Annotated in this window: 22 protein-coding genes; 13 read left to right on the top strand and 9 right to left on the bottom strand. The window is 40.6% G+C overall.

What is annotated here, in order from left to right:
- Window position 1: 1 nt before the first annotated feature.
- The 3 genes from G6W41_RS00110 to G6W41_RS00100 are packed head-to-tail and all read right to left on the bottom strand — an operon-like array spanning window position 2 to window position 3166.
- Complete coding sequence (locus tag G6W41_RS00110) at window positions 2–1183, bottom strand: sulfate adenylyltransferase (protein ID WP_194170224.1); 1182 nt, start codon at window positions 1181–1183, stop codon at window positions 2–4.
- Entirely contained in the window at window positions 1161–2051 is an 891-nt protein-coding gene (locus tag G6W41_RS00105; protein ID WP_194170223.1) for a response regulator, read from the bottom strand. The genes G6W41_RS00110 and G6W41_RS00105 overlap by 23 nt, the downstream gene beginning before the upstream one ends.
- Window positions 2048–3166, bottom strand: a complete 1119-nt coding sequence (locus G6W41_RS00100; RefSeq protein WP_194170222.1) for a bifunctional 2-C-methyl-D-erythritol 4-phosphate cytidylyltransferase/2-C-methyl-D-erythritol 2,4-cyclodiphosphate synthase — start codon at window positions 3164–3166, stop codon at window positions 2048–2050. The genes G6W41_RS00105 and G6W41_RS00100 overlap by 4 nt, the downstream gene beginning before the upstream one ends.
- Before the next feature lie 146 nt (window positions 3167–3312).
- On the opposite strand from G6W41_RS00100, the gene thiC reads away from it, so the two are divergent.
- The 6 genes from thiC to G6W41_RS00070 all read left to right on the top strand — a co-directional run bounded on the left by thiC (window position 3313) and on the right by G6W41_RS00070 (window position 8853).
- Window positions 3313–4611, top strand: a complete 1299-nt coding sequence (gene thiC, locus G6W41_RS00095) for a phosphomethylpyrimidine synthase ThiC (protein ID WP_194170221.1) — start codon at window positions 3313–3315, stop codon at window positions 4609–4611.
- Complete coding sequence (locus G6W41_RS00090; protein ID WP_194170220.1) at window positions 4605–5705, top strand: Mrp/NBP35 family ATP-binding protein; 1101 nt, start codon at window positions 4605–4607, stop codon at window positions 5703–5705. Before thiC ends, G6W41_RS00090 begins: the two co-directional genes overlap by 7 nt.
- A 132-nt stretch (window positions 5706–5837) precedes the next feature.
- Entirely contained in the window at window positions 5838–6104 is a 267-nt protein-coding gene (locus G6W41_RS00085) for an ACT domain-containing protein (RefSeq protein ID WP_002939508.1), read from the top strand.
- 9 nt (window positions 6105–6113) lie between these two features.
- Window positions 6114–7451, top strand: a complete 1338-nt coding sequence (locus tag G6W41_RS00080) for a PFL family protein (RefSeq protein ID WP_194170219.1) — start codon at window positions 6114–6116, stop codon at window positions 7449–7451.
- 104 nt (window positions 7452–7555) lie between these two features.
- On the top strand, window positions 7556–8245 hold the full coding sequence (locus G6W41_RS00075; RefSeq protein WP_194170218.1) for a cytochrome-c oxidase: 690 nt from the start codon (window positions 7556–7558) through the stop codon (window positions 8243–8245).
- Window positions 8246–8400: 155 nt separating this feature from the next.
- Window positions 8401–8853 (top strand): hypothetical protein, encoded by a 453-nt coding sequence (locus G6W41_RS00070; RefSeq protein ID WP_194170217.1) that lies wholly within the window; start codon window positions 8401–8403, stop codon window positions 8851–8853.
- A gap of 164 nt (window positions 8854–9017) precedes the next feature.
- Here G6W41_RS00070 and G6W41_RS00065 read toward each other — a convergent pair whose 3' ends face one another.
- On the bottom strand, window positions 9018–9614 hold the full coding sequence (locus G6W41_RS00065; protein ID WP_194170216.1) for a YagU family protein: 597 nt from the start codon (window positions 9612–9614) through the stop codon (window positions 9018–9020).
- A gap of 160 nt (window positions 9615–9774) precedes the next feature.
- Here G6W41_RS00065 and G6W41_RS00060 point away from each other — a divergent pair, with 160 nt between their 5' ends.
- Window positions 9775–10974 (top strand): tetrahydrodipicolinate N-succinyltransferase N-terminal domain-containing protein, encoded by a 1200-nt coding sequence (locus G6W41_RS00060; RefSeq protein ID WP_194170215.1) that lies wholly within the window; start codon window positions 9775–9777, stop codon window positions 10972–10974.
- A gap of 11 nt (window positions 10975–10985) precedes the next feature.
- Window positions 10986–11480 carry a hypothetical protein gene (locus G6W41_RS00055; protein WP_103648013.1) on the top strand — a complete coding sequence of 165 codons (495 nt, stop codon included), beginning with the start codon at window positions 10986–10988 and terminating at the stop codon, window positions 11478–11480.
- Window positions 11481–11649: 169 nt separating this feature from the next.
- On the opposite strand, the gene G6W41_RS00050 is transcribed toward G6W41_RS00055, so the two are convergent.
- From G6W41_RS00050 to G6W41_RS00030, 5 genes are all read right to left on the bottom strand, one after another.
- Window positions 11650–11973, bottom strand: a complete 324-nt coding sequence (locus G6W41_RS00050; RefSeq protein ID WP_346010870.1) for a Fic family protein — start codon at window positions 11971–11973, stop codon at window positions 11650–11652.
- Between the two features lie 400 nt (window positions 11974–12373).
- Entirely contained in the window at window positions 12374–12802 is a 429-nt protein-coding gene (locus G6W41_RS00045; RefSeq protein WP_194170213.1) for a gamma-glutamyl phosphate reductase, read from the bottom strand.
- A 1-nt stretch (window position 12803) separates the two neighbouring features.
- On the bottom strand, window positions 12804–13592 hold the full coding sequence (locus tag G6W41_RS00040; RefSeq protein WP_194170212.1) for a peptidoglycan-binding protein: 789 nt from the start codon (window positions 13590–13592) through the stop codon (window positions 12804–12806).
- A gap of 147 nt (window positions 13593–13739) precedes the next feature.
- On the bottom strand, window positions 13740–15551 hold the full coding sequence (gene glmS, locus G6W41_RS00035) for a glutamine--fructose-6-phosphate transaminase (isomerizing) (protein ID WP_103594898.1): 1812 nt from the start codon (window positions 15549–15551) through the stop codon (window positions 13740–13742).
- Between the two features lie 3 nt (window positions 15552–15554).
- Window positions 15555–18053: an HD domain-containing protein gene (locus G6W41_RS00030; RefSeq protein WP_194170211.1), complete on the bottom strand. Its 2499-nt coding sequence runs from the start codon at window positions 18051–18053 to the stop codon at window positions 15555–15557.
- 113 nt (window positions 18054–18166) lie between these two features.
- Here G6W41_RS00030 and mqnE point away from each other — a divergent pair, with 113 nt between their 5' ends.
- Genes mqnE through G6W41_RS00005 form a run of 5 tightly spaced genes read left to right on the top strand, consistent with a single transcriptional unit; the run spans window position 18167 to window position 22911 of the window.
- On the top strand, window positions 18167–19228 hold the full coding sequence (gene mqnE / locus G6W41_RS00025; protein WP_194170210.1) for an aminofutalosine synthase MqnE: 1062 nt from the start codon (window positions 18167–18169) through the stop codon (window positions 19226–19228).
- 11 nt (window positions 19229–19239) lie between these two features.
- Window positions 19240–20532, top strand: a complete 1293-nt coding sequence (locus G6W41_RS00020) for an NCS2 family permease (protein WP_004317807.1) — start codon at window positions 19240–19242, stop codon at window positions 20530–20532.
- A 12-nt stretch (window positions 20533–20544) separates the two neighbouring features.
- Complete coding sequence (locus tag G6W41_RS00015) at window positions 20545–20985, top strand: phosphoribosyltransferase (protein ID WP_103608327.1); 441 nt, start codon at window positions 20545–20547, stop codon at window positions 20983–20985.
- Between the two features lie 9 nt (window positions 20986–20994).
- On the top strand, window positions 20995–22212 hold the full coding sequence (locus G6W41_RS00010) for an ArnT family glycosyltransferase (protein WP_194170209.1): 1218 nt from the start codon (window positions 20995–20997) through the stop codon (window positions 22210–22212).
- 3 nt (window positions 22213–22215) lie between these two features.
- Window positions 22216–22911: a pilus assembly FimT family protein gene (locus G6W41_RS00005; RefSeq protein ID WP_194170208.1), complete on the top strand. Its 696-nt coding sequence runs from the start codon at window positions 22216–22218 to the stop codon at window positions 22909–22911.
- The last annotated feature ends 274 nt before the right edge of the window (window positions 22912–23185 follow it).

Below are 23185 nucleotides of genomic sequence, written 5' to 3'. Positions count from 1 at the left end.
CTTAAGTGAGTGATGATGTCTGGTAGAGCTTCATGAGCTCCTCGTAAAAGTCGCGGTCGGTTTTGTTTTCAAGCAGTCCAGAATTTACAAAGAGATCGTCGCAGAGCTTTTGTATATCTTTGAAGCGATTTACATAGAGCTTGCTTAAGATGAGCGCTGAAATTTCAGGTCTTACTAGTATGGCTGGTGGCATGATGCCGTTAAATAGCAGCTCTTTGATCACGTCTGGGTGGTATTTGATCTGGTGGTGCTGTCCGTGTGGGCAGCTTTTGGTGCTAACTAGCGTCTTGCACTTGTTGCAATAAACGAGCTCAGGCAGGACGATCACATCTAAATTTAGATCGTTTTTGTAGATGTCAAGTATCGTATGAACTTCGTTGTGGTCAAAAAACATGCCGATACCAGAGTGATTTTGTCCGATGACTAGCTTATTTGCGCCGAGTCTTGAAGCCGCGATGCACTCAAGCGTTGGGTTGGCGTGCGAGCTAAAAAGGGTCGTGTTTTTTAGCGCAAAGACAAAGACCTTTTTTGTTGGCAGATAGTTTTGGTTAAAAAAGTCAAGCACTTGCTTTCTGATCTCGTAGTCAATATGCCTCTCTTCGCGCGTTCTTATTAGAAAAACGACCACAAGATCGGCCTTGTCGATAGTCATCCTAACTAGGCGTTCATGCGCGCGGTTAAATGGATCAGCCGTTAAAAAAACAGCCGTTATCTTCTTGGCGCCACTCTCTTTTATTAGCTCATTTAGCGCATCTTTGCTTATTTGCAAGCTCTCATCATATAGCTCAAACTCGCCGCTTATGCCGTATTTGCCTAAATTTAGTGACATTTCGCTGTTTGACTCATTTGCTAAAAATATATTTTTAGCTCGCATGCTCTCGTCAAATTTAAAGACCTTTGCCACATCGATGTGCCCAACGATCTTGCCGTCCATATTTAAATTTACTCTTTGACCAGCATACAGCTTGCTAGCGATATTTTGATTGACCTCGCCAAATGGAGCAAAGCCAAAAGAGTAGGGCATAGGCTCGCCATTAAAGTAGCCCTTTTTTGCCACCTCTTTGATCTGCTCGTCGTCCATCAGGGCGCTAAAATTTGAGAGAATTTTGTTTTTGATAAGCTCTAAGGCGCCATAAACTTCGGTGTTTATAGAAATTTCACTATTTTTTCTTGCTGACGTCATATTTCTTTCTCTTTTCCCAAAGTGATTTTCTAGAAATTCCAAGCTTTTTGCTTAGCTCGGTGTCGGGGAATTTATCTTGATAATTAACGATGATATATTTTATATATTCATCGATCGTGACGATCTCGCCGATGTCAAAGTTTTTATCTCGGATGGAGAGTTCAAGCACCTCAAATGGCGCACTTTGCGCAAAATCGCTAGTTTGTATAGCTACTTTTTTCTTTTTGCAAAGCTCTAAAATTTTCTCTTTTTCATCATCTTTTAGCTCTTCGAGATTTGTGATGTATATTAGCTCGTCGCCACTTTGAGCAAGTGCTTTTTCAAGCTCACTAAAACAGGCTTTACCTAAAAACAAAAATGGCAAATTCCCAGCCTTTGCGTAGTTAAAGATAAATTTATCGCTGTAGCCATTTTTGCTTGATTTTAAAAGAAGTGGAAATTTGATCTTTTTAGCTTCAAGACAAGGTATCTCGTAGTCTTTTAGGGCGAAATTTATATAGTTTTCGTAGTTTTTTATCTCGTTTTTAAAGCCTCTGAACTCTTCAAAATGTCTTATCTTTCTAACTAGCTCTTCTATCATAAATGGCTTTTGGATGTAATCCACCGCACCCGCTTGTATCGGTTTTATCACGGTGTCGCTGTTGATATAGGCGATGAGTAAGATGATGATAGAGCTTTTAAATTTCTCTATGACTGGGTAGAAGTCCTGCCCAGGGAGTGTGGTAGAAAGTAACACTACGTCAAAATTTTCAAATTTCAAAGCCTCTTTGACGCTCTTTGCGATCTCGCAGTCGTAGCCAAAGTCAGCTAGTTTGCTAGCCATCGAGCCAGCTAGGTAAATTTCGTTTTCTACTATTAAAATTTTCATATTTGTGTCCAGTTGTAAAATTTAAGGCTAGCGCTTGCCATGACAGCGATCCCCTCGCATCTGCCGACAAAGCCAAGCCCCTCAGTCGTCGTCGCCTTTACATTTATGCGGCTTTGGCTTAAATTTAGAGCCTGCGCGATGTTTGCCTCCATTTTTGATTTTAGTTTTGAAAGTTTTGGCTTTTGCGCCATTATCGTGATGTCAGCGTTTGTTAGCACAAAGCCCACGCTTTGCACCCTTTTATAGGCTTCTTGCAGCAGATAAATGGAGCTAATATCTTTAAATTTAGCGTCCGTATCAGGAAAGAGTTCACCTATGTCGCTAAGCCCAGCAGCTCCCAAGATAGCGTCTGTTAGCGCATGAAGTGCCACATCGCCGTCGCTGTGAGCCTTTAGCCCAAACTCATAGTCGATCTTTTCGCCACAAAGCACAAGCGGTCTGCCCTTTTCAAACTCATGCACGTCAAAGCCGTTACCAACAAAGAGCTCACTTTCTGGTGCTTTTAGGGCTGAAATTTTAGCAAGGTCCTCTTTAAAAGTGATCTTTCTAGCCATCTCATCGCCCAAAATGTGCCAAACACTTGCGCCTATGGCTCTCATAGCCGAGCTATCATCTGTGTAAATTTCGCCGCTACTAAGAGCCTTTTTAAGAAGTGCTGTGCGCGAGAGCTGCGGTGTTTGGATAAGCTTTACCTTTTCTCTGTCGATTGCATTTTCGCCAAGATAGGCAGTGTCAGCGATCTTTAGCGCAGGGACTACGCAGTCAGCCTGAGCGGCCGCCTCGATGATCTTGTGAAAGAGCTCGCTTGATATGCAAGGACGCGCGATGTCGCTAACTAGGACAAATTCGCTACTTACTAGCTCAAGTGCGTTTTTTAGGCTATCTTGCCTTGTCTCGCCGCCATCAACAAATTTATAATTTGGAGCAAATTTAGACATATATTTGCACTCTTTACTAACGACGATGATCTCTTTAAATGTGTAAAAGTTACTCAAATTTTTGGTGGCAAATAGCCAAAGTGGGTCGCTGCCGATGCGAAGCCATTGCTTCTTTACAGGTAGCTCAAAACGACTGGAATTTCCCGCTCCTAGCATTATAAGTGAGATATCAAGCAAGGTAGCTCCTTTGAAGATTGTTACGGAATTATACACCTAAAAGCTAAATATTTCTTTTTATAAAAATAAATTTAAGTCTAGCATTTAGTTAGATCAAAACAAAAAAGGACTAAAATGAGCCCTTAAATTTTAAAAAAAGGCTATTCATGAGAGAAAAGACTCAGATGCACTATGCTAGGCGTGGCGAGCTCACAAAGCAGATGAGCTATGTGGCAAAGATCGAGGGAGTGAGCGAAAATTTAGTGATGGATGAGGTGGCAAAAGGCAGCATCATCATCCCAGCAAACGTAAATCACACAAATTTAAAGCCTATGGGCATAGGCAGAAAGCTAAAGACAAAAATCAATGCAAATATCGGCAACTCAAGCCTAAGTAGTGACATTTGCGCTGAGCTTAGAAAGCTTGAAATTTGCCTAGAATTTGGCGCTGATACGGTTATGGACCTAAGCACGGACGGCGATTTGGATGCCATTAGAAGCGCTATCATAGAGCATTCAAGCGTGCCAGTTGGAACGGTGCCGATGTATGAAATTTTAAAAGAGGCAAAAGAGGTTACAAATATCACAAATGAGCTCATTTTGCAGATACTTGAAAAGCAGGCAAAACAAGGGGTTAGTTACTTTACGATACACGCTGGCTTTTTGCGTGAGTTTTTACCGCTTGTTAAAAAGCGTAAAATGGGCATAGTAAGCCGCGGTGGCAGCCTAAGCGCTAGCTATATGTCAAAGCTAAATAGGCAAAATCCTTTCTATGAAATTTTTGATCAAATTTTAGAAATTTGCGCTAGATACGATGTCTCGCTCTCGCTTGGCGATGGTTTGCGCCCAGGATGTCTTTACGACGCGACAGATGAGGCACAGCTTAGTGAGCTAAAGGTGCTTGGAGAGCTAACACTTCGTGCGTGGCAGAAAGATGTGCAAGTGATGATAGAGGGCCCTGGTCATGTGCCATTAAATCAAATTGAGTATAATATGAAAATCGAACAAGAGCTCTGCCATGACGCCCCATTTTACGTGCTTGGACCGCTTGTTAGCGATATCGGCGCGGGGTATGATCATATCACTTCAGCGATAGGTGGTACGATGGCAGCATATCACGGCGCTAGCATGCTTTGCTATGTGACGCAAAAAGAGCACCTTGGCTTGCCAAACGAAAATGACGTAAGAGAGGGTATCGTAGCTCACAAGATAGCAGCTCATGCCGCAGACGTCGCGCTTGGTAAGGCTGGAGCTATCGAAAAAGACCATGCGATGAGTGATGCGAGATATGCGTTTGACTGGAACAAGCAGTTTGAGCTTAGCTTTGATCCAAAAAAGGCTAGAGAGCTTCACGATGAGAGCTTGCCAGAAGATGCGTTTAAGAGCGCTCATTTTTGTTCGATGTGCGGACCAAAATTTTGTGCATATAAAATTTCAAAAGATCTAGAAAAAGGAGAAAAATGTTAAATAAAGAAGAGGTCTTAAATAGATTAAAAGGTGTCATATATCCGGGATTTGAGAAGGATATAGTTAGCTTTGGCTTTGTAAAAAATGTAGAAATCGGCGAGAAAATTACAATCGAAGTCGAGATAGTTAGCTCAAATCCTGATGTGGCAAATGAGCTAAAAACGGACGTCAAACGTGTCATGGGCTCAAATGAGTACGTGCTAAATTTGATCCAGCCAAAGATGCCTGAGGAGAAAAGCAACACTCAAAGTGGCAAAAATATCGCGCCGCAAGTTAAAAATTTCGTAATGGTAAGCTCAGGCAAAGGCGGCGTTGGTAAATCAACCACAACGCTAAATTTAGCCATCTCAATGGCAAAACTAGGCAAAAAAGTGGGAATTTTAGACGCTGACATCTACGGACCAAATATCCCAAGGATGCTTGGCGAAGTAAATACCCAGCCACAAGTCGTTGGCAACAAGCTAAAGCCGATCCTTAGCCACGGCGTGGAGATGATGAGTATGGGCGTTTTGATGGAAGAGGGCATGAGCCTTATCTGGCGTGGCTCGATGATCATGAAAGCGATCGAGCAGCTGCTAAGAGATGTGCTTTGGAGCGAGCTTGATGTCTTGTTTCTCGACATGCCTCCAGGAACGGGCGACGCGCAGCTAACTCTAGCTCAAAGCGTGCCAGTAACGGCAGGTGTATGCGTCACAACGCCTCAAGTAGTAGCACTTGATGATAGCAAGCGTGCGCTTGATATGTTTGAGAAGCTTCACATCCCAATCGCTGGCGTCATAGAGAACATGAGTGGCTTTATCTGCCCAGATAACGGCAAAGAGTATGATATCTTTGGCAAAGGCACGACTGAAGAGGTGGCAAAGGCTTATAACACTCAAATTTTAGCCGAAATTCCTATCGAGCCAGCGGTTCGTGTGGGCGGCGATAGTGGCAAGCCAGTTAGCTTTTACGAGCCAAACTCAGTTACTGCAAAACGCTATGAGAGCGCAGCTGCAAGACTTTGGGAGATGATAGAAAATATAAATAACGGCGGCGGGGCTGATAACTCGGCGATCCAGCCAGTAAATGACGGCAAGAGTGCTTGCTCGAAGTAAATTTGTAAAATATAAAATTCAGAGCAAATTTTAATTAATTTTGGCTACCAAAATTTGGCTTTACTTGATGTAGGGGCTTAAATTTTGGAGCCAAAATGCAATCATTAAAAAGAAAATTTAACAGGAGAAAAGATGAAAGCGATCGTAACCGTAGTCGGAAAAGATAGAGTTGGCATCGTTGCTGGCGTCTCAGCAAAGCTTAGCGAGCTAGGGCTAAACATAGACGACATAAGTCAGACTATTTTGAGCGACTTTTTCACGATGATGGCGGTGGTTTCAAGCGATGAAAATAAGGACTTTACAGCCTTAAGAGCGGAGCTAGATAAGCTTGGAGAGAGCCTAAAAGTAAAGATAAATATCCAAAGCTCAGCCATTTTTGATGCTATGCACAAAATTTAAGGACAAAAGATGGATATCAAAAACGTAACTGAAACGATCTCGATGATCGAGGAGCAAAATTTTGACATCAGAACGATCACGATGGGCATTAGTTTGCTTGATTGCATCGACCCTGACATGGGCAAAGCCTGCGACAAAATTTACGCAAAAATCACCACTAAAGCCAAAGACCTAGTTAGGGTGGGCAACGAAATTTCCGCTGAACTAGGCATACCAATCGTCAATAAAAGAGTGAGCGTGACGCCTATCTCGATAATCGGCGCCGCAACGGACGCAAAAGACTACGTGATGATCGCAAAGACGCTTGATAGAGCGGCTATTGAAGTTGGTATTGATTTTATAGGTGGTTTTTCGGCCTTGGTTCAAAAGGGCTATCAAAAGGGCGATGAAATTTTGATAAATTCTATCCCGCAAGCTCTAGCACAAACTGCAAAAGTGTGCTCAAGTGTCAATGTCGGCTCAACAAAAAGTGGCATAAACATGAGCGCGGTGCGTGACATGGGACGCATCATAAAAGAGACGGCGGCAGCATCAGAGATGGGCTGTGCGAAGCTTGTTGTTTTTGCAAACGCAGTCGAGGACAATCCTTTCATGGCTGGTGCATTTCACGGAGTGGGCGAGGCTGATGTGGTGATAAACGTCGGCGTTTCAGGCCCAGGCGTCGTAAAAAGAGCGCTTGAAAAGGTGCGTGGCGAGAGCTTTGACGTGGTGGCTGAGACTGTGAAAAAGACAGCTTTTAAGATCACTCGTATCGGTCAGCTCGTTGGTCAAATGGCGAGCGAGCGCCTTGGGGTTAAATTTGGTATCGTCGATCTCTCTCTTGCTCCAACGCCTGCTGTGGGCGACTCGGTGGCCCGCGTGCTTGAGGAGATGGGGCTTGAGGCTGTCGGTACGCACGGCACGACTGCGGCGCTTGCCCTGCTAAATGACGCGGTCAAAAAAGGTGGCGTCATGGCGTGCAATCAAGTTGGCGGCTTAAGCGGTGCGTTTATCCCAGTCTCAGAGGACGAGGGCATGATAGCTGCTGTGCGTGCGGGATCGCTAAATTTAGAAAAGCTTGAGGCGATGACAGCGATATGCTCAGTTGGGCTTGATATGATCGCCATACCTGCTGATACGCCAAGTGAAAGTATAGCTGCGATGATCGCTGATGAGGCTGCTATCGGCGTGATAAATCAAAAAACAACGGCCGTTCGTATCATACCTTTAGGCAAAGAGGGCGATATGATCGAGTTTGGCGGCCTTTTAGGAAGAGCACCTGTGATGAAGATAAATAAAGCTTCAAGTGCCGACTTTATCGCTCGTGGCGGACAAATTCCAGCACCTATTCATAGTTTCAAAAACTAATCTACAAAGTCCGCTTTAAATTTGCGGACTTTTTCTTAAATTTATCCTAATCTTTTCAACTGCTTTTAGTTAAAATAATAAAAATTTTAAACCAAGGAGTTAAAATGAAAATTTTATCACTGCTTACGGTGCTACTTTTTACAGCGGTATGTGGCTTTGCAAACGACGGTAAAGTAAGAAGTATCGACATCTACGTCACGCCATACTACTCAGCAAATGCTGGCAAGGTGGAGTATGTCAAGGTCTATGACAAGATAGATGAGCTTTTAAAAAGTGGCAAAGTGGAGGAGTTTAAAAAGGCTGAAAAGATCGTGCAAGACGCTCCACAAATGGTCTCTCCGATAACTCTTTTTGTTCTCTCAGCTCGCGCTTATGATCTTGGACTTCGCGATGATGCGGTATTTTGGTTTTACGTGGCAAAAAATCGCGCGATCTTGCTAAGAGGCGTTATAGACATGGAGGGCGAGAAATTTACTGACGTGGTGGCTGCGATAGGGGCGTTTATGAAGCTTGTTGGCGACGTGGTCAATCCTTATGCATTTTGCGATATCAAAAAGCAACAAGAGATCGCTGATAAAGCGCTTGAATGGACTAAGAAAAATGCCTATGAAGCGATGTTTTCGCCAGAATTTAGCTCACCTCACGAAGATAGAAAAGCAGCCCTTGCAAAAGGCATAGAAAAGCTAGAAGCGCGCAATAAAAAAGAGAAAGATTATTTTTTAGACAAAGACAATCTTGCTAACTTCAAAGCTATGCGCAAGCAAAATGGCACTGATGAGAAATTTTGCTTTTAAGTAGCAAGACATTGAAAATTTGCTTGTAAATTTAGCTTTTGCTTTATGTTAAAAGGGCAAATTTACAAGCTATTTCTATTTTAAATCACAACAAATTTGCTTAAATTTGGCTCTTTTCCATAATAGTAGCAAAATCACAAAAATGAGTATAAAAAATGACTTTGAAATTTGGCGAGCTTGAAAAAATAGCGACAGATGGTGGCTTTATCTGGTATGCGGAGGTGAAGCTAATGAGCGAAAATTTCGGTCAGGTGTTATTTTGCCTCGTTAGCACAGATAGAGCAGACCTGGATGATGAGACTACTTTACTAGCAGAGCGCATTGCCAGCGATATTGACCGGCACGTAAAAGAGGCGCTTACCTTTTTAAAAGATGAGTTTAGGCGAGGGCGCTTTTTGAGCGAGGACGAGCTTAACTTGCTTGACGTGCCAGTTTGCGACCTGCCATTTAGCTCGCCACAATGCACCTTTTATGCGCATGATAAGCAGTGGCTGATGAGATTTGCAGAGGGCGCGCTTGATATCTGTGAGCCTTATGGCGTTGGGGTGATCTTTGATGGTGAAAAGCCGCTTCGTTTAGAAAATTTAGAGCTTAGCGAGGAGTTCTAAACGTTTAAATTTACGCATTAAAAGATAGTTAAGATTTTCAAGCCTTGCAAAAAATGATGAAATTTTGTTTTTAGGTATTGGCTGCGATCAAGAGGCGCTAGAGTTTTTGAATTATTAAATTTTGCTGTCTTAGGTTTTTGCGCCCAAAACAGCAAATTTATAAGCTAAGCGTTGCAGCAGTCGCTTGGATCTTTTTCTTTTGTGATCCTAGCTCTTAGGTCGTGGCGGATGATCTCTATCGACCAAAACCAGATCATGTGACCCATAAACTCAGAGACATACTCATACCAAGGAAGTGTCCAAAGTGGCGGAGTGAGGCCAAGAAGCGGCAGTGAGATGCCATGAACTGCGATAGTTGCTAAGATACCAGCCATCACGCCTTGCCACATCGTGATCTTTGGAAATTTCTCAGCCACGACGCAGTAGCCAACGGCAAAGACTATTGAAAATATGATGTGCGTTAGCATCACGTAGTTAAAGGCATGCCCTGCAAACTCGTAGATAGCAGCGTTTGGATCGGCGATACCGACATAATCTCTCAAAAACACATAAGGGGGATTTAGAAAATTTCTTGAGCAGTCGATCGCATCAGCCGCTCTGATGGCACTTTCTGGTCCGCAAGCTGCGTTAAACATATCCATAGGGCTTCTTGGCGGAAGTGGCACTTCTGCGCCCCACTTGACAAAAGCTGAAACTACGCCAGCGACGAGGCCGATCAACGCAGCTAAGGCAAATTTTGGTTTGGTAGCTAAATTTGACATTTTGTCTCCTTGTAAAATTTGAGGCATTTTATTTCTATTTTCTTTATGATAAGGTTAATCATTATTATAATTTATAAATTTATCAAAGCTTAAATGCTTTAAAATCATAAAATTTTTAGCCATTTTTGGCTAGACTAAGAAAAAATTTAAAGGAGAATAGATGTCTAAAGAGTTTAAAGACGCAAACGAATTTAAGGAATTTTTTGAAGAATTTAGAAAAAAAGATGGTTATAAAGATCCAGTTGCTTTTGGCATCGCAAGAGTTGATCGCGGACAAAAAAATAGCGACAAAATTTTGCAAGCAAGTTATGCCGTTGTAAATTATAAAGAGAGCTTTTTAAGCGCAGCTGCTTTTATCTACGCCTTGCAAAAGTGCGATGTTGAGGTTGATTTTAGTGCTCACGAGTTTGTGACTGATCTCACGCCAAAGGTAGCAAAAAAGGCTAGTAAGCTCTTTAGCGTCTTTGAAAAAGATATAAAATCGCATAAAAACGTGGAGAATTTACACGCTGTGAAGATGGCATTTGATGACGATCTTGAGCTAAATGAGAATAAATTTAAGCTTGTATTTTTGTTCGATGACGCAAAGCCACTTAGCGTGGAGGCCGTCTATCTCAAGCTCTACTTGATCTCACTTGGCAAGGTCGCACCTAGGACGATCGCACTTGATGGAGCCTTTGGAGTGCTACCAAATGTCGCATGGACTAGTCAAAACATCCCGATCGAGCTTGAGTGGCTAAGAGAAAATGAAATTTCTCTAAAGATGTTTGGCGAGTATCCAGCGATCGTGAGCGTGGATAAATTTCCAAGATTTCTAAGTCACATCATCCCAGCTGATAACACGAGAATTTTAGACGCTGCCAAAGTCCGCATGGGTGCAGCTGTGCATCCTGGCACAGTCGTCATGCCAGGGGCTGCTTACATCAACTTTAACGCAGGCACGACTGGTGGCGTTATGGTTGAAGGCAGGGTTAGCAGCTCTGTCGTAGTGGGCGAGGGCAGCGACGTTGGTGGCGGAGCTAGCATACTTGGCGTGCTAAGCGGCACAAACGGCAACCCTGTAAGCATCGGCAAACACTGCTTGCTTGGCGCAAACTCAGTTACTGGCGTGCCACTTGGCGATAACTGCATCGTGGACGCTGGCATAGCGGTGCTTGAGGGCACAAAGGTCTATATCTCGGCAAGCGAGCGCGAAAAACTAGCTAAGCTAAATCCTAGCTTTAAATTTGAAGCTGAAATTTACAAAGCGCTTGAGCTTGGCGGACTAAACGGGCTTCATTTTAGACAAAATAGCCAAACAGGTCAGATCACCGCAAGTGCGAGCAAAAGGGCGATCAAGCTAAATGAGGCACTTCATTAAAAGGAGCTAACATGAAAGTTGGCATTTTGATGTTTGACAAGATAAATTTGTTAAGCTTTGCCAAAATTTATGATTTTTTGCATAAATTTGAAGGTTTTAACATCAAAACCTACGCCCTAAAGCCTGAGATAGTCGATGAATTTGGCGTCAGGCTTCATCCTGAAATTTACGCTGAGAGCCTTTACGGCGTGGATATCCTGGTCGTGCCAGACGGCGTTGGAGCGCTTGGACTAAGATATGATGAGATATTTTTAAGCTGGATAAAAAGCTCAGCGAGCGCGAAATTTAAGATCGGCTTTGACCTTGGCGTGCTTATCATTGGTGGGGCTGGATTTTTAGAAGACAGAGAGGCCTGCATAAGGGGCGGATACAAAAACGCGCTGAGTGGCTACTGCGAGGTAAATGACGCTAAGATGTGCGAGAGCAGGGGTGTGATAAGCGTTAGCGAATTTGATGACGAGATCAAAGAGCAGCTCGCAAAAATCCTAAGTAAAGATAAAATTTAAGGGCTCTGGCTCTTAAATTTTGATAGAAATTTTATCTTTTAATGAGCTTATAGCTTGTTTTATGGCGCTATTTACCGCTTCTAAATGCCACTTTACCCACGCTGTGAAGTCAAAGTTTAAATTATTTTCAAGCTTTGTCGTCTGTTCTAAAATTTCATAATAATCTTTTTTATTTGCATAAATGACGCTGGAGATAGAAAAAGTAGTGCGCCAAAGCCCTTGCGATGCGGCTATTGCCGCCCTCATAAGGATAGATGATCACAAACCAAAGGTGCGCTAAGGCACTTTTTACATAGGTGTTTTTGTGATTTTTATTGATAAAATTTAAGAATTTTCTCATCTCATCCTCTATATGCTCTACTGACAAGGCTTCGTAGTGGATTTGCACATTTTCTTGTGAGCCTGAGACGACGCTCATCTCATCATCTCTAAATTTAGCTCTTTTTATCTTGTAAATTTTGCTATGACTATATCCAAACAAGGCATTGTGCAGCCATGTAGCCGCTCGAAGTTCATAGGAGCTTTGTTTAAATTTGCATCAAGCATTAGCGAGACTAGATTATCGCTGTGTCTAGTCGCATGAGTGTCAGCTAACCAGTCAAAATTTTCATCTAGTCTCTTTTTTACCGATGAGCGAATGCTTGATCTTTTTAGCCTCTAACCCTCTATGAGAGATGAGTAAAAGATCTCATCTTCTAGGGCGTTAATTTGCGCCTTTAAAAGATCATTTCTACCGGTCTTGCTTGTTATCTCTTTTAAAATTTCGTGATCTTGCTCTAGTTTATTCGCAAGGGTCTATTGCACTTTTATCGAAATAAAAATTTGGGTAGTTGGGATGTTGCCATATCCACAGGTTTTGCATCAAATTTCTTTAAAGATTATGGCTTTTGTGCCTATCTATAAGGTCTTCTATACTCTCTTCTAGCGTCATTGTAGCCACGTCTATAACCACGCTCAAAACCATCATCATAGCCGTCATCATCGTTATAGTAGCCTCTACGGTAACCACGCTGAAATCTATCAAATCTGTCGTACTCATTTTGATAGTATGGGCGGTAGTTAGGCGGATATGGCGCATAGTTTGGGTCAACAGGATAGTAGCCATTTGCACGACAACTATCCTCGTCAAACTTTTCTATTCCGTTGCGAAATTTGTAGCTTTCTATTTTTTTATCAAAGCTATCAATACTTCTTATGTCGCCATAAATTTTAGCCATTTCTCTTTGATTTATAAGACCACAAAGCCTAGCTTCAACTTTTTTTTCGTAACTCATAGAAAACAAAAAAGTTAATGAACAAAATAAAATGGCTATAAATTTCATATTAATCTCCTACTTTTAGGCTTCCACCTTTGCCAAGACCACCTTTTACGGTTTGTGCTTTGTAGTCTTTTAGGGCGATAACCAATTGATTCATCGAATCAAGGAAAGCATTTACAAGTGTTTTTCCCTCAGGTGTTCTTGAATATGCGCCAAGTCCAGCACCAAGAGAAGCGCCAGCACCGCCACCCATGCCAAAGAAGTCAGTGCTAGAAGCTGAGCCAATGGCCGCTGCTAATTGAACACCTGAGCGGTTTTCTATAAGAACCAATGTGGTCTGTGTCTCTTTTGTTGAAAAACCTCCAGCTACAGCACCTGCTACACTACCAAAAAGTGCTCCAACAACACCGCCTACGCCACCAGTATCTTCGTTGCTAAAGAAAATTTCAGGGCGAATAGTATAATCAGCTGCCACCATTTTGCCTTTGCCAAAGCCAGAACCACCGCGTAGTTCGCCTGATCTATCAAGCGCACGCTCTTGCATCATATTATCCATCATAGCACCACGCTCAACTATAACAAAACAACCAGTTTGTTGTGCAAGAAGACGTAAAACAGGAATAGTTGATGTGAGCTTGTAGTTGCGTGTTAAATATGAATACCAGTCGGAATTTTGGTCTTCATAAAACGCAAGTGTTCCAAGAGTGCTACTACACTTTTCTATTTTTGTGTTAGCATTTTTGTTATTGCTGCCAGCAGCACTGCCAGTTACGCCATTGTTGTTGCCAGTTGCGCAACCACTTAAAAGTAAAACTCCAAGACCTACGCTTAGTAAAGATGAACTTAACTTCATTTTTATCCTTAATATTTAAGTTGGTTTTAGAATTATATATGAGTAAATATTATAAAAATATTAATATAAAATTTATGTTTAACAACATAATGCAAAACTATTTTTCACAAAAAATTTAAGCGGCCAGCAAGATGCCAGCCACATAAATTATTCGACAGTTACGCTTTTTGCGAGGTTTCTTGGCATATCGACGTTGTTGCCAAGTCTAACGGAAATTTCAAGTGCAAGCAGCTGAAGCACTAGCATCATCTCGAAAAATTCGCTCATATAGTGATCTTGAACGCTAGTTTTTACATAGTCATCGCTTAGTTCAAACTCAAGTGGGCTGATCGCTAGGATGTAAGCATCTCTTGCAGCAAGCTCTTCGACGTTACTCTTTGTCTTTTCATATAGTAAGTTTTGAGGCATTAAAGCGATCGTAAATAGCTTCTCATCTGCAAGTGCGATAGGTCCGTGCTTCATCTCGCCTGATGGATAGCCCTCGGCGTGAAGATATGAAATTTCTTTAAGTTTTAATGCACCTTCAAGTGCTAGCGGATAGAAGATATCTCTACCGATAAAGAAGAAGCCATGACCGTGCAAATAGTGCTTGCTTAGGCGGTGAAGCTTCTCTTGCAAAGAGTTATCTATATTTAAAATTTGTGGGATGTGAAGAAGCGTTTTGATCTCGTGATCAAGCTCTTTTTTGCTGATAGATCCCTTTGCTGATGCCATTTGAAGCACAAGCATCCAAAGCACGATGATCTGCGTAGCAAATGCCTTTGTACTCGCCACACCTTTTTCGATGCCAGCGCGAGTTAGAAGTGTATTATCAGCTAGTCTAACGATAGATGAGTTATCGACGTTGCAAATTGCAAGTGTCTTTAGCCCAGCCTCTTTTGCTATCCTAAGCGCCTCAAGAGTGTCAGCTGTTTCGCCACTTTGCGAGATGACGATGAAGAGCGAGTTTTTGTTTAGATAAGGCTTTCTATATCTAAATTCGCTTGCCACTTCGACCTTTGTTCTAACTTTGGCAAGCCTTTCAAAAAGATAGCTTGCAACAAGCGCTGCATGGTAGCTCGTACCGCACGCACAAAGCACGATATCATCGATACCTTTTAGGTATTCATCGTCTAAATTTTCAAGGGTGACTTTGTGGTTTTTGACCCTGCCCATGATGGTTTCAGACACGACTGCGCCTTGCTCGTAAATTTCTTTCTCCATAAAAAACGTATAACCCTCTTTTTGGGCATAGCTCTTATCTTTTGGCAGTGCGTTAAATGTTATGCTAGCCTTTTTGCCGTGTTTAAAAACAGCTATCTCGTCTAAGCTCACATAGCCGTAGTTGTTATCATCAAGGTAGGCTACTTCGGTTGCGTTGCCGATAAGCGGGGCATCTGATGAGGCAAAATATAGCTCTTTTTTGTCGCTTTTGCCTATCGCCATAGGAGCGGCATCTTTTGCAAAAAATATCTTATCAGGTGCAGTTTTGGTGATAAGTAGCGTCGCATAAGCGCCTCTAAGCTTTGCGATAGTCGCCTCATAAGCCTTAAATGGGTCTTTTTTCTCTTTTAAAATTTCTTCAAAAAGATGCACGATCACTTCGGTGTCGGTTTGGCTGACAAATTTCACACCCTTTGCCTCAAGCTCATCTTTAAGCTCTTTGTAGTTTTCGATGATGCCGTTGTGAACGACAAATGAGTGCTCGCCAAGGTGTGGGTGAGCGTTTATCTCAGTTGGTTTGCCATGCGTCGCCCAGCGTGTGTGACCTATCGCCACGCCAAAACCCTCTGATGTAAAGTCCTTTGTCTTTAGGGCTAAATTTTCAAGCTTGCCGACCGCTTTAAAGAAGTCGATCTTGCCATCACTCATCACAGCCATGCCAGCGCTGTCGTATCCACGATACTCAAGCTCTTTTAGACCGCTTAAAATGACCTCTTTTTTCTCTTTATCTCCGATGTATCCTACGATTCCACACATGTTTTACTCGCTTATTAATAAATTTAATATCTCTTCGCCTTTACTCTCAAGTCGCTCGTTTTTCTCGATCAAAAAGAGATTTCTCGTTCTATTTTTAACCGTTTGAATTCTAGCACTCGTGACTTGAAAATGAAGCCTGTCAAAAACACTCATCACATAAGCCATTAGCCCGCGCTGATCTTTTGCGTTGATGCTAAGTTTGGCGTAATCTTTTGAGTGATTTAGCTCGAAGTTTATCTCATCTTTGTTAATATTTGGTTTCAAAGGCTCTCTTAAAACCTCGCTATTTAGGGATTTTAGGGCTAAAATTTTAGTATTTTCAAGCTCATGATTTTTTACATTTTGGTTAAAGTCAAGCCTGATATAAAATTTTTTCTCAAAAAGCTCAAATATCTCCATATATGCAAGGTCAAATTTGGCAAATTCATAGAGCAGGGCGCTTAAATTTAGGCTCTTGTTTGTATAAATTTGAATGCTTAAATTTTTAGTATTGTTTATGAAAATTTCGGTTTCGTTTAAGCTATCAGCCACTTTGCTTAAATTTATGATCTCGTTCGCGCTATATTTTGTAAAGACCAAATTTGATGTGATCTTAAAAATTTTCTCTTGCAGCTTTGGCTCAAGCGCCAAAAACTCGCTATTTCGTTTTATAGACTGCTCTTTTTTTACCCGCCTTGTCGCTTCATCAAGTAAATTTTCATCGCTAAATGCGCTAAGAGAAATTTCATAAAGCTCTCTTAAAAGCTTTGCTGTGTAGGCGTTGTAAAGCCTCTCATTTGTGGCGTTTATCACGCAGTAGCTAAGGATGTAAAGTAGCTTTAAAACCTGCTTGTCGCCTAGCTTTGATATGAAGGCAAATATGACGCGTTGCGAGTAGATGTCCTCTCTGTTTGAGACGTTGCTCATTAGGGTGTGGTATTTTATCAAGATGACACCGATGTTGATAGCTTTTTGGCTTAAATTTAGCTTGTTAGCATAGGCTCTAAAGATGTTTGCGCCGATATTTGCGTGATCTTTGCCACCAAGTCCTTTGCCAACGTCATGCATAAGCGTCACGATCTTAAGCATCGTTTTGCCTTCCAAGCAAAGCTCAGTGTAGAGATTTTTTATAAATTTATCTTTTATATTTTCAAGAAATTTGACACTTAAGATGCTATGTTCATCAACCGTAAATTCGTGATAGCCGTCATATTCTGCTAGCTGGGAGATATGCTCCATCGGTTTTATCAAAATTTGTATCATCTGCGCATCGAGCAAGGATTTTAAGATGGCGTAGGAATTTTCTCTTAAAAATATCTTCTTAAACTCGCTGATAGCGCGCTCTAAGCCATCTTTTGTGATGATGGCTCGCTTGATATAAAAGATCGCGCTTATATCAAATTTATAATCCACATCTTTTAGCTCTAAAAGCTCATTTATGAGATTCTCGATAAGTGCTGGCCTTTTGTGAAGTGGCACGTAGATGACGCCATTTATCTCATAAAAGCCATTTTTTAGTCTAGCAAATTTTCTTTGAACGAAGCTTAGCTCGCTTTTGAAAAATGGCCTGCAAAGCGAAGCCGCGATAAATCTTGAATAAATGGCTACATTATTCATCGAGCTTAGCATCTTTTGGCTGATGACGCTTTCGTTGTCTTGAAGCTTTTTAGACTTTGTCTGCATGAAATTTGTCGTGATCTCGACACTTGAAGCGCTGAAAGTATCGGTGTTTTGAGTTAAATTTAAAGCACTTAGCAAGCTTAGTAAAAAATCCACATTTAGATTAAAACTAGCGATCTCTTTTTCATTCATCACTTTTAGGGCTTGTGATCTAACCGAAACGTCGCTATCAAGGCAGTTTAGTATGCAGTTTAAGCGGTAAATTTCATCGATCCCGCCAAAGCCACTTTTTAAATTTGGCTCTTGTGCCAAGTAGCTTATGCTAGAAAATGGCAAAAATGCCTTTAAATGGTAGTTTAAAAAGGCTTTTTTATCAAATTCTTTTATCTTTATGATCTCGCTTTTTACTAGGCGGTAGAGGCTTTTTGAGCCGCAGATGTAGCGAAGTTGTGAGGTTTCGCTTTTAAATTTAAGGTCATCTTTGAAATTTATAAAAATTTCATCCACTTCGGCGCTTTTTATCACAAATTTCATGCCAGAGCTATCTAAAATTTCAGAAAATTCTTTTAAGAAATTTTTTATATTGTAGCCCTTTAAATTTTTATAAACTAGTAAAATTTCAAGCTCGCTATTTGCGCTAAGTAGCGTTTGAGCGTATTTGCCAGTGGCTAGAACGCTAAAAGCAAAGCTGTCATTTTGCGGTACAAACTCATCAAAAAATTCTCGCATAGTTTCATTTAAATAAGATTTTATAAAATCATCATACTCTTTGGCTAAGAAATTTGTGAAATTTCTGCCTTGGTTTTTTTGAAAATGTTTTGGCAAATTTGCCTTAAAATCAAGAAATTTCTCTTTGATCTTTGAATAATTATCGCTATTTTTGGCACTTTTATCAGCTAGCATTTAGTGTTTCCATTGTTAAAAATATCTTGGCAAATGTTACATAATTTTTGCAAAAACAAAGCTTTATTTGCTTATAATAAAGCCTTAAGTTCAGCTTTAGGACGATATAACTAATGAATCTATTACAAAAACTAGAAAGTGGCGAGAGATTAAGCAAGCAAGAGGCTTTTTCGCTTTATGAGCTTGATCTTTTTACCTTGGCTAAATTTGCCGACAAAAAGCGCAGAAAATTGCACGGCAACAAGGTCTTTTTTAACGTAAATCGCCACATAAACCCAACAAATATCTGTGCTGACATCTGTAAATTTTGCGCATTTTCAGCCCACAGAAAAAATCCAAATCCATACCTAATGAGCCACGAAGAAATTTTAAAGATCGTTGATGAGAGCGTGAGCCACGGCGCAAAAGAGATACACATAGTCTCAGCGCACAACGCAACTAGCGGCTGGCAGTGGTACTTAGAAATTTTTAAAAAGATAAAGGCAGCCCACCCAGAGCTTCACGTAAAGGCGATGACGGCGGCTGAGATTGATTTTTTATCAAGGCATTACGGCTTAAGCTACGATGAGGTGATAGAAAAGATGCTTGAATACGGCGTCGATAGCATGCCAGGAGGTGGGGCTGAAATTTTTGATGAAGAGGTCAGGGCTAAAATTTGCAAAGGTAAAGTAAGTAGCAAGAACTGGCTAAAGATCCACAAAATGTGGCATGATAAAGGCAGACAAAGCAACGCAACAATGCTTTTTGGACACATAGAAAGCCGTGAAAATAGGATCGATCACATGTTAAGGATCAGAGACTTACAGGATGAAACTGGCGGATTTAACGCGTTTATCCCGCTTGTCTATCAAAGAGAAAATAACTACTTAAAAGATATTAAATTTCTAGGATCAGCTGAAATTTTAAAGACTATGGCGATATCTCGCTTGGTGCTTGATAACGTCCCACACATAAAGGCATACTGGGCTACTTCGACGCTAAATTTAGCGATGATCGCTCAGGAATTTGGCGCTGATGATCTTGATGGCACGATAGAAAAAGAGAGCATACAAAGTGCAGCTGGCGCAAATAGCGCAAATGGCGTCACACTAAAGACATTTTGTGATCTCATAAAAACATCTGGTTTTACGCCGGTTGAGCGTGATAGCTTGTATAACGAACTTAAAATTTACTAAAGGAGCTTGGGGTGAAATTTTTTGACTTAGCACAAAACAAAACGAGTGTGAAGCAGGAATTTGGAGCGGGACTTACGACATTTTTAGCGATGATGTATATCGTGCCGGTAAATGCGATCATTATGAGCAAAACTGGCATGCCTTATGAGGCATTAATCACTGCAACTGCGCTAATTACCATATTTTCTACGATATTAAATGGTCTTTGGGCGAACACGCCAGTTGCGATGAGCGTTGGCATGGGGCTTAACGCTTATTTTACATTTGGTCTTTGCATCGGTATGAAAGTGCCTTGGCAAACGGCTCTTGGTGTTGTTTTTCTAAGTGGCGTGATATTTGTCGTCTTGTCTTTTACAAATTTTAGAATGTGGATAATAAGATCCATCCCGCTTGATCTAAGAAGAGCGATAAGCGCTGGCATAGGCACGTTTATCAGCTTTGTTGCGTTTCAGCAAATGGGCTTTATCGTAAATAACGATGCGGTTTTGGTTGGCATAGGAAATTTCAGAGATCCAAACGTGCTTCTTGGCGTTTTGGGGCTATTTTTGGTTATTTGCTTTTGGGCATGGAAGATAAAGGGTGCGTTTATCCTAGCTGTGCTTGTCACTTCGGTGATAGCTTGGGTGCTTGGCATCGCTCCTCATCCAACAGAAATTTTCTCAACCCCAGCCTCTATCTCTCCGATATTTTTAGAGCTTGACATAAAAGGTGCCTTTAGCCTAGCCTTGCTACCAGTTATTATCACATTTTTTGTGACCGATCTTTTTGACTCGATAGGCACACTAGCTGGCGTTGGCACAAGGGCTGGGATATTTGACGAAAACAAAAAAGATGGCGTCGTAAAACTTGAAAAAACTCTTGAAGCTGACGCTGTTGCTACGGCAGCTGGCTCTCTTGTAGGTGTAAGTACGACCACATCGTTTGTAGAGAGCGCAAGCGGCGTAGAAGAGGGCGGTAGGACTGGTCTAACAGCTGTATTTTGCGGACTTTTATTTATACTTACATTATTTATGTTGCCACTTTTTAAAGCTATCCCTGGCAATGCCATCTATCCGATCCTCGTAATGGTCGGTGTGCTTATGTTTGCTGAGCTTGCTAGCATAAATTTCAAAGATCCAGCCATAGCTGTTGCGACATTTTTCATAGTTGTGCTCATCCCGCTTACTTACTCGATCACAAACGGCCTTGCATTTGGCTTTATGTCATACGTCATAGTTAAGCTCATAAAGAGAGAATTTAGCGATATAAATTTAGGCGTAGTCGTGCTAGCGCTCATTAGTTTTATCGTATTTTTGGTGCATTGATAAGGATGAAAGATGATATTTTATAGCTACGATGAATTTGCCGTTGATGCCAAAAAGATGGCAAAGGATATAAAAGATGAGTTTGATCCAGAGGTGATACTAGCTGTGGCAAGAGGTGGTCTAACGCTTGGCCACTCACTAGCTGTTGCGCTTGAAAATAGAAATTTATTTACTTTAAATTCTATCCACTACGAGGATACAAACAAGCTTGATACGATACAAATTTTTAACGTGCCAGATCTTAGCAAATACACTAAAATTTTGCTTGTTGATGATATCATCGATAGTGGCGAGAGCATGGTCGAGATAAAAAGAGAGCTGCTTAAACGCTATCCAAATTTAGATATAAAGATAGCAACTGTATTTTACAAAGAAAAGGCTCTGCTTTTGCCTGAATTTAAGGTAAAAGAGGCTCATGACTGGGTTGAGTTTTTCTGGGATATACATATTTAAGGGCTAAATTTGTTAGAAAGAGTTAGAGAATTTGCTGGCAGGCACATCGCTTTTAGCGTATTTTTGATATGTTTGATTGATTTTGTTTTTCTACTTTATGCGGCAAATTCTCTTAGTATAAGCTACAACGAGGCTGAAATTTTCTTTCAAAAGCACAGCCTTCTAAGCTATATCTTAAAACTAAGCACCCATTTTTTTGGTCAAAATGACCTCGCTGTGCGAGGTGTGATGATCTTTTTTCACATCGCAAGCGTGGTTTTGATGTATAAGGTGAGTAAATTTTACATCAAGCTCGAGTTTGACAGGATCGTAGCGGTCCTACTTTTTGTGCTGCTTCCTGGCACACTAGCTTCAGCCCTTATCATAAATAATGCTGGAATTTGCATCACTCTAGCGCTTTTATGCATATATCTTTTTCATATTAAAAAGAAAATTTTATTTAGCCTCTTTTTCTGCCTAGCCTTTTTTATAGATGGTGATTTTTTGATATTTTATGCAGGATTTTTTATATTTGCGCTTTACAAAAGAAAGCCACCTCTTGCTTGGCTAAGCGCCATTTTATTTTTGCTGACACTTTACTTTTTTGGCTTTGAAACAAATGGCAGACCAAGCGGGCATTTTATCGATACCTTTGGCATATTTGCTGCTGTATTTTCGCCATTTGTCTTTATCTTTTTTGTATATACGATTTATAGAATTTGGGTTAAGGAGAAGAAAGATCTTTTGTGGTTTATCGCCATTTGCTCATTTTGCTTTTGTATGATAGTCTCTGTGCGCCAAAGGCTGGAGCTTGAGCAGTTCTTGCCATTTTGCGTGATAGCAACGCCACTTATGGTAAGAGTTTTTTTCAACTCATATCGCGTGAGGCTGCCAAAATTTAGAAAAGGTCATAAAATTTGCACTAGCTTAGTGATGCTCTTTTTGATATTTAACTGGTCAGCGATCATCTTTAATCAAATTTTTTACCTCTTTTTAAATGATCCTACAAAACATCTCACTTATAAATTTGATGTAGCAAAAGAGCTGGCAGATAAGCTAAAAGAGGCTGGAGTGCAGGACATAACGACTGAAGATACAAGGCTTGCGCTTAGGCTTAAATTTTATGGGATAAAAACAAAAAGCTACTCTAAAAATTTATTAGCAAGTGCCGATTTAGATGAGAAGTCAAAATTTAGTATAGAAAAAATGGGAAAAGTAGTTGCAAATTTCAATGTCAAGGAACGATAAAATATGAAAAAAAGAGCTTTTACGATGATAGAGCTTATTTTTGTTATTGTTGTTGTTGGAATTTTAGCTGCTATTATGATCCCAAAACTAAATAGAAATGCCTCAAGAGAAGCTGCAAATCAGATCCTAACTCATATAAGATATACTCAACATCTCGCTATGCAGGATGATAAATATGAAAATTTTGTTAGTGATAATCCTGTGGGATGGTTTAGAATGAGATGGGGGGTAGCTTTTAATAATACTAGTTTGCAAAAATGCTCTATAGATAAGCCGGGAGTTAATACTTGGAAATATAGTGTCTTTTTTGATAAAAGTTTAAATGGAAATATAAATTCAGAAAGTGAAGTTGCAAACGATATCTATAAAAGCGGAAAACTCCTTAGTGGAGGCTGGAGTAGTGGAATAGTAACAGAAGCTACTTGCAAAAAGTGGAATAAAGAATTAAATTTAGGAAAAAGGTTTGGCATAACATCGGTTGATTTTAAAGATGGTTGTAGCGGAATGCAAACTATAATTTTTGATGAAATGGGCCGACCTATGAGAGTAGCAAGTACTACTTCTGGTGGAGCAAAGCGTCCTTATGATAGACTTCTTAAAAAAGATTGCAGTATAACAATAACTGATAAACGCGGCAATCAAACAATCATTACTATAGAAAAAGAAAGCGGCTTTGCATCTATAAAAGAAAATAGTTAAATTTGATTAAAATTTTATAGTTTTTATTTTTTTTAAAAAGTTGCCATTTTTTAATCTGCATTTAAGCATCCCTCATATATAATTCCAGCTCACGAAACGAGAAACCACCTTTAACTTCAACGTTAATAAAGCCTTTTTCTTATCGTTGTTCTTTTAACTTACAATTGTTAAACTATTAGTCAATCTTTGAAATCTAAACAAGTGATCGATTGAGCCAGTCTATTATGATTAAATAATAGATTAGACAAACTAATTATAAAAACTAAAAGTTTTT

Origin of the sequence: Campylobacter concisus (assembly GCF_015230035.1) — a bacterium.
GTDB classification, from domain to species: Bacteria; Campylobacterota; Campylobacteria; order Campylobacterales; family Campylobacteraceae; genus Campylobacter_A; species Campylobacter_A concisus_BK.
This window is presented reverse-complemented; position numbering and strand designations above follow the sequence as displayed.

Coding starts and splice junctions, on each gene's coding strand:
- glmS (WP_103594898.1), bottom strand. CDS start 15,551: ATGTGTGGAATCGTAGGATACATCGGAGATAAAGAGAAAAAAGAGGTC.
- G6W41_RS00040 (WP_194170212.1), bottom strand. CDS start 13,592: ATGAAGTTAAGTTCATCTTTACTAAGCGTAGGTCTTGGAGTTTTACTT.
- G6W41_RS00015 (WP_103608327.1), top strand. CDS start 20,545: ATGATATTTTATAGCTACGATGAATTTGCCGTTGATGCCAAAAAGATG.
- G6W41_RS00090 (WP_194170220.1), top strand. CDS start 4,605: ATGTTAAATAAAGAAGAGGTCTTAAATAGATTAAAAGGTGTCATATAT.
- G6W41_RS00080 (WP_194170219.1), top strand. CDS start 6,114: ATGGATATCAAAAACGTAACTGAAACGATCTCGATGATCGAGGAGCAA.
- G6W41_RS00060 (WP_194170215.1), top strand. CDS start 9,775: ATGTCTAAAGAGTTTAAAGACGCAAACGAATTTAAGGAATTTTTTGAA.
- G6W41_RS00085 (WP_002939508.1), top strand. CDS start 5,838: ATGAAAGCGATCGTAACCGTAGTCGGAAAAGATAGAGTTGGCATCGTT.
- G6W41_RS00065 (WP_194170216.1), bottom strand. CDS start 9,614: ATGTCAAATTTAGCTACCAAACCAAAATTTGCCTTAGCTGCGTTGATC.
- G6W41_RS00055 (WP_103648013.1), top strand. CDS start 10,986: ATGAAAGTTGGCATTTTGATGTTTGACAAGATAAATTTGTTAAGCTTT.
- G6W41_RS00005 (WP_194170208.1), top strand. CDS start 22,216: ATGAAAAAAAGAGCTTTTACGATGATAGAGCTTATTTTTGTTATTGTT.
- thiC (WP_194170221.1), top strand. CDS start 3,313: ATGAGAGAAAAGACTCAGATGCACTATGCTAGGCGTGGCGAGCTCACA.
- G6W41_RS00105 (WP_194170223.1), bottom strand. CDS start 2,051: ATGAAAATTTTAATAGTAGAAAACGAAATTTACCTAGCTGGCTCGATG.
- G6W41_RS00045 (WP_194170213.1), bottom strand. CDS start 12,802: ATGAAATTTATAGCCATTTTATTTTGTTCATTAACTTTTTTGTTTTCT.
- G6W41_RS00075 (WP_194170218.1), top strand. CDS start 7,556: ATGAAAATTTTATCACTGCTTACGGTGCTACTTTTTACAGCGGTATGT.
- G6W41_RS00030 (WP_194170211.1), bottom strand. CDS start 18,053: ATGCTAGCTGATAAAAGTGCCAAAAATAGCGATAATTATTCAAAGATC.
- mqnE (WP_194170210.1), top strand. CDS start 18,167: ATGAATCTATTACAAAAACTAGAAAGTGGCGAGAGATTAAGCAAGCAA.
- G6W41_RS00070 (WP_194170217.1), top strand. CDS start 8,401: ATGACTTTGAAATTTGGCGAGCTTGAAAAAATAGCGACAGATGGTGGC.
- G6W41_RS00110 (WP_194170224.1), bottom strand. CDS start 1,183: ATGACGTCAGCAAGAAAAAATAGTGAAATTTCTATAAACACCGAAGTT.